General features: G+C 61.2%; 4 protein-coding genes and 1 pseudogene. 3 read left to right on the plus strand and 2 right to left on the minus strand.

Annotated features, from left to right (window positions below):
* The coding region (locus tag HLUSI_RS27290; RefSeq protein WP_040503225.1) for an MFS transporter at window positions 1–367 on the minus strand (367 nt) is incomplete at its 3' end.
* Window positions 368–810: 443 nt separating this feature from the next.
* Here HLUSI_RS27290 and HLUSI_RS31380 point away from each other — a divergent pair.
* Window positions 811–1,308, plus strand: a pseudogene (locus HLUSI_RS31380) (MFS transporter); the annotation flags it as partial.
* On the opposite strand, the gene HLUSI_RS27295 reads toward HLUSI_RS31380, so the two are convergent.
* The gene (locus HLUSI_RS27295; RefSeq protein WP_016833217.1) at window positions 1,257–2,084 is read right to left on the minus strand and encodes an MFS transporter; all 828 of its coding nucleotides are present in this window, start codon (window positions 2,082–2,084) and stop codon (window positions 1,257–1,259) included. The pseudogene HLUSI_RS31380 and the gene HLUSI_RS27295 overlap by 52 nt on opposite strands.
* Window positions 2,085–2,527: 443 nt before the next feature.
* Here HLUSI_RS27295 and HLUSI_RS0106495 point away from each other — a divergent pair, with 443 nt between their 5' ends.
* On the plus strand, window positions 2,528–3,874 hold the full coding sequence (locus HLUSI_RS0106495) for an MFS transporter (RefSeq protein WP_016833218.1): 1,347 nt from the start codon (window positions 2,528–2,530) through the stop codon (window positions 3,872–3,874).
* Between the two features lie 73 nt (window positions 3,875–3,947).
* Window positions 3,948–4,369 (plus strand): NAD(P)-binding domain-containing protein (locus HLUSI_RS0106500; protein ID WP_016833219.1); only part of this gene is annotated, 422 nt, incomplete at its 3' end.

Here is a 4,369-nt window from a genome sequence, read left to right on the forward strand (position 1 = left end):
GCCGCCGCAGCAGCACCGGCACCACCACGGTGGCGGCGCCCGCGCCGATGCCTTGCACGGTGCGGTAAACGATCAGCGCATCGACATCCGTTGCCAATGCGCAGGCCGCGCCGGTGACCGCCAACAGCGCGACGCCGGCGAGCAGCGTGTTGCGCATGCCGAGCTTGTCGGCCAGCGCGCCCCACAGCAGTTGCGACAGCGCCAGCGCAATCATGAAAGAAGAAATTGTCGCCTGCACCGCCGGCACGTCGCTGCCGAGGTCGTGGGCGAGATGCGGCAATGCAGGCAGGTAAAGATCGGTGGCCAGCATGCCGACGCCGGTGAGTGCGGCGAGCGGGATGATTTGCAGCAGAGGAGGACGGGACATCGATAAAACTCAGCAAGACAGGTTCAGTGGGACAGGATCAATGAAGCAGTTTCAATAAGCCGCAGGGCGCGGAAATATCTGGATGCGCGTCAGGAGCCTGAAAGCGGATGCGCCTGGAGGTCGATCTTGCCGTTTGCGGTTTCCGGACTGCGGAGAGCGGCCATGATACCACCGGCTTTCCGGACGGCCGGTTTTTGTCCGGCGGCACGCCACGGTGCGGATAGCGCACCGAATTGCATCGTCAATTGCAAAATACTGGTGTAATCTCAGATTGAAATGGTATAGTGATCATACCAGTTGGTGAATTTCAAAAACACACGCTGGTGAGGTAGCACCCACTTATAACTAAAACCCACCGTCAGAAACGCTTCCGAAAAGCGTCGGCGGAAACAAGGTTGTTGTTGATCTGGCAATGGCCTTGTTCAATCAACTGAGGAGACAGCATGGAGGCAGCAACAAGCGCCGTCGAAAAGTCGGCAATCAGGAAAGTGTCGTTACGGCTGGTGCCGTTCGTCGCACTGATGTTCTTTATCAATTTTCTGGACCGCACGGCGATTTCCTTCGCCGGTCCCAACGGCATGACCAAGGACCTCGCCCTCACGGCGGCGCAATTCGGTTTTGCCGCGGGCGTGTTCTTCATCGGTTACGTACTGCTGGAAATTCCCAGTAATCTGGCGCTGCATAAATACGGTGCGCGCCGCTGGCTGGCTCGCATCATGGTGACCTGGGGCATCGTCGCGCTGCTGTTCACCTGGGTCAGCAATGTCGAGGGACTGTATGTCTTGCGCTTCCTGCTCGGCGTCGCCGAAGCCGGCTTCTTCCCGGGGGCGATCCTGTTCCTGAGCATGTGGGTGCCGGCCCGCCACCGCAGTCATATCCTGGCGCTGTTCTATCTCGCGCAGCCGCTGACCATCGTGATCGGTGCGCCGGTTGCGGCGCTGCGCGAGGCGGCGACGATGAACGACGACACGCCGCAGACCTGCATCAGCGCAAACGTGCCGGGGCCGCGGCTGCTCCATTGTTCGATCAGGTGCGGCGCACTGGCGACGAAGGTAACCAGCGCGCCGAAGGTCAGTCCGTACACGGCGGCGTCGCGCAGGTAGGCGCGATTCCTCAGCAGCACTGCATAGCTGACGGTTTCATCGGCGCCGTGCAGCACCTGCTTGCCCGGCACCAGTTTCAGGATGAACGGCAACAGCGCCAGCGCCAGGATCGCCACCAGCCAGAAGTTGCTGCGCCAGCCCGACGCCAGCAGGATGCCGGTGCCGATCACCGGCGCGATGGCGGGAATGACGGACTCGGCGATGCTGACCCAGGAAATCGCCCGCATCGCATCGGCATCGGCGAAGCGCCGCCGCAGCAGCACCGGCACCACCACGGTGGCGGCGCCCGCGCCGATGCCTTGCACGGTGCGGTAAACGATCAGCGCATCGACATCCGTTGCCAATGCGCAGGCCGCGCCGGTGACCGCCAACAGCGCGACGCCGGCGAGCAGCGTGTTGCGCATGCCGAGCTTGTCGGCCAGCGCGCCCCACAGCAGTTGCGACAGCGCCAGCGCAATCATGAAAGAAGAAATTGTCGCCTGCACCGCCGGCACGTCGCTGCCGAGGTCGTGGGCGAGATGCGGCAATGCAGGCAGGTAAAGATCGGTGGCCAGCATGCCGACGCCGGTGAGTGCGGCGAGCGGGATGATTTGCAGCAGAGGAGGACGGGACATCGATAAAACTCAGCAAGACAGGTTCAGTGGGACAGGATCAATGAAGCAGTTTCAATAAGCCGCAGGGCGCGGAAATATCTGGATGCGCGTCAGGAGCCTGAAAGCGGATGCGCCTGGAGGTCGATCTTGCCGTTTGCGGTTTCCGGACTGCGGAGAGCGGCCATGATACCACCGGCTTTCCGGACGGCCGGTTTTTGTCCGGCGGCACGCCACGGTGCGGATAGCGCACCGAATTGCATCGTCAATTGCAAAATACTGGTGTAATCTCAGATTGAAATGGTATAGTGATCATACCAGTTGGTGAATTTCAAAAACACACGCTGGTGAGGTAGCACCCACTTATAACTAAAACCCACCGTCAGAAACGCTTCCGAAAAGCGTCGGCGGAAACAAGGTTGTTGTTGATCTGGCAATGGCCTTGTTCAATCAACTGAGGAGACAGCATGGAGGCAGCAACAAGCGCCGTCGAAAAGTCGGCAATCAGGAAAGTGTCGTTACGGCTGGTGCCGTTCGTCGCACTGATGTTCTTTATCAATTTTCTGGACCGCACGGCGATTTCCTTCGCCGGTCCCAACGGCATGACCAAGGACCTCGCCCTCACGGCGGCGCAATTCGGTTTTGCCGCGGGCGTGTTCTTCATCGGTTACGTACTGCTGGAAATTCCCAGTAATCTGGCGCTGCATAAATACGGTGCGCGCCGCTGGCTGGCTCGCATCATGGTGACCTGGGGCATCGTCGCGCTGCTGTTCACCTGGGTCAGCAATGTCGAGGGACTGTATGTCTTGCGCTTCCTGCTCGGCGTCGCCGAAGCCGGCTTCTTCCCGGGGGCGATCCTGTTCCTGAGCATGTGGGTGCCGGCCCGCCACCGCAGTCATATCCTGGCGCTGTTCTATCTCGCGCAGCCGCTGACCATCGTGATCGGTGCGCCGGTTGCGGCGCTGCTGATCGAGGCCCACGGCCTGTTCGGACTGGAAGGCTGGCGCGTGATGTTCGCCGGCGTTGCAATCCCGGCCATCGTTGTCGGCGTGATTGCCTGGTTCTATCTGGCCGACAAGCCGGCCGACGCCAAATGGCTCAACGAAGCCGAGCGCAACTGGCTGACTGCCGCGCTGGCCAGTGAAAACAAGACCAAGCGCATCACTGCCCAATCCAACGTCACCTCGGCGCTGACCAACAGTCGCGTGTGGCTGCTGTCGCTGGTGTACTTCGGCCTGATCTACGGTTTGTATGCGCTGGCGTTCTTCCTGCCGACCATCATCGGCGGCTTCGAAGCGCAATTCGGCAGTAAATTCAACGTCTTTCAAAAAGGCCTGATCACGGCGATTCCTTACCTGCCGGCAGCGGTCGCGTTGTACCTCTGGAGCCGCGATGCCACTCATCGCGGCGTGCGCAGCTGGCACGTGGGCGTACCGGCCCTGCTGGGTGCAGTCAGCATTCCGATGGCGCTGTACATGAACACGCCGGCGGCGACGGTCGCGGCCATCACGGTCACCGCCTGCGCCATCTTCTCGGCCTTGCCGACCTTCTGGTCGATCCCGGGGCGCTTCCTGTCGGGGGCTGCCGCCGCGGCAGGTATCGCGTTGATCAATACGGTCGGCAACGCCGCCGGCTTCATTGCGCCGTTCGTCACAGGCGCCATCAAGGACGCGACCGGGTCCTATCAGGCGCCGATGTTCGTGGTCGGAGCACTGATGCTGATGTCGGCAGTGGTGATCTTCGCCATCGGCGCGGGCGCGCGGCAAGAGCAAACCTTGTCGTCGGAATTGCAAGGAAAGGCGATCGCAGACTAGCGTCTCGCATCCTCAACAAATTTGTTTGTATTACCGAATCACTGAATAGTCACTGAGCAACTGGAGAATCATCATGAAAGAAAAAATCGCCCTGTTCGGCGCCGGCGGCAAGATGGGTGTGCGGCTGGCCAAGAACCTCAAGAAATCCGACTACCGCGTGGCCCACGTGGAAGTCAGCCAGGCCGGCCAGCAGCGTCTCAAGGAGGAGCTCGACGTGGAATGCGTGAGCATCGATGCCGCACTGGACAATGTCGACGTGGTCATCCTGGCGGTGCCGGATACGCTGATCGGCAGAATCGCTGCGGAGATTTCGCCCAAGCTGCGTCCCGGCGTGATGGTGATGACGCTGGATGCGGCCGCGCCTTTCGCCGGCCACCTGCCGGATCGTCCGGACCTGGTCTATTTCGTGGCCCACCCCTGCCATCCGCCGATCTTCAACGACGAGACGACACAAGAAGGCCGTCGCGATTTCTTCGGCGGCGGCGCCGCCAAGCC

It is taken from the genome of Herbaspirillum lusitanum P6-12 (genome assembly GCF_000256565.1).
GTDB lineage: Bacteria > Pseudomonadota > Gammaproteobacteria > Burkholderiales > Burkholderiaceae_D > Herbaspirillum > Herbaspirillum lusitanum.

What these genes read in the sequence shown, in the direction of transcription:
- HLUSI_RS27295 (WP_016833217.1), bottom strand. Translation starts at nt 2,084, where the DNA reads ATGTCCCGTCCTCCTCTGCTGCAAATCATCCCGCTCGCCGCACTCACC.
- HLUSI_RS0106495 (WP_016833218.1), top strand. Translation starts at nt 2,528, where the DNA reads ATGGAGGCAGCAACAAGCGCCGTCGAAAAGTCGGCAATCAGGAAAGTG.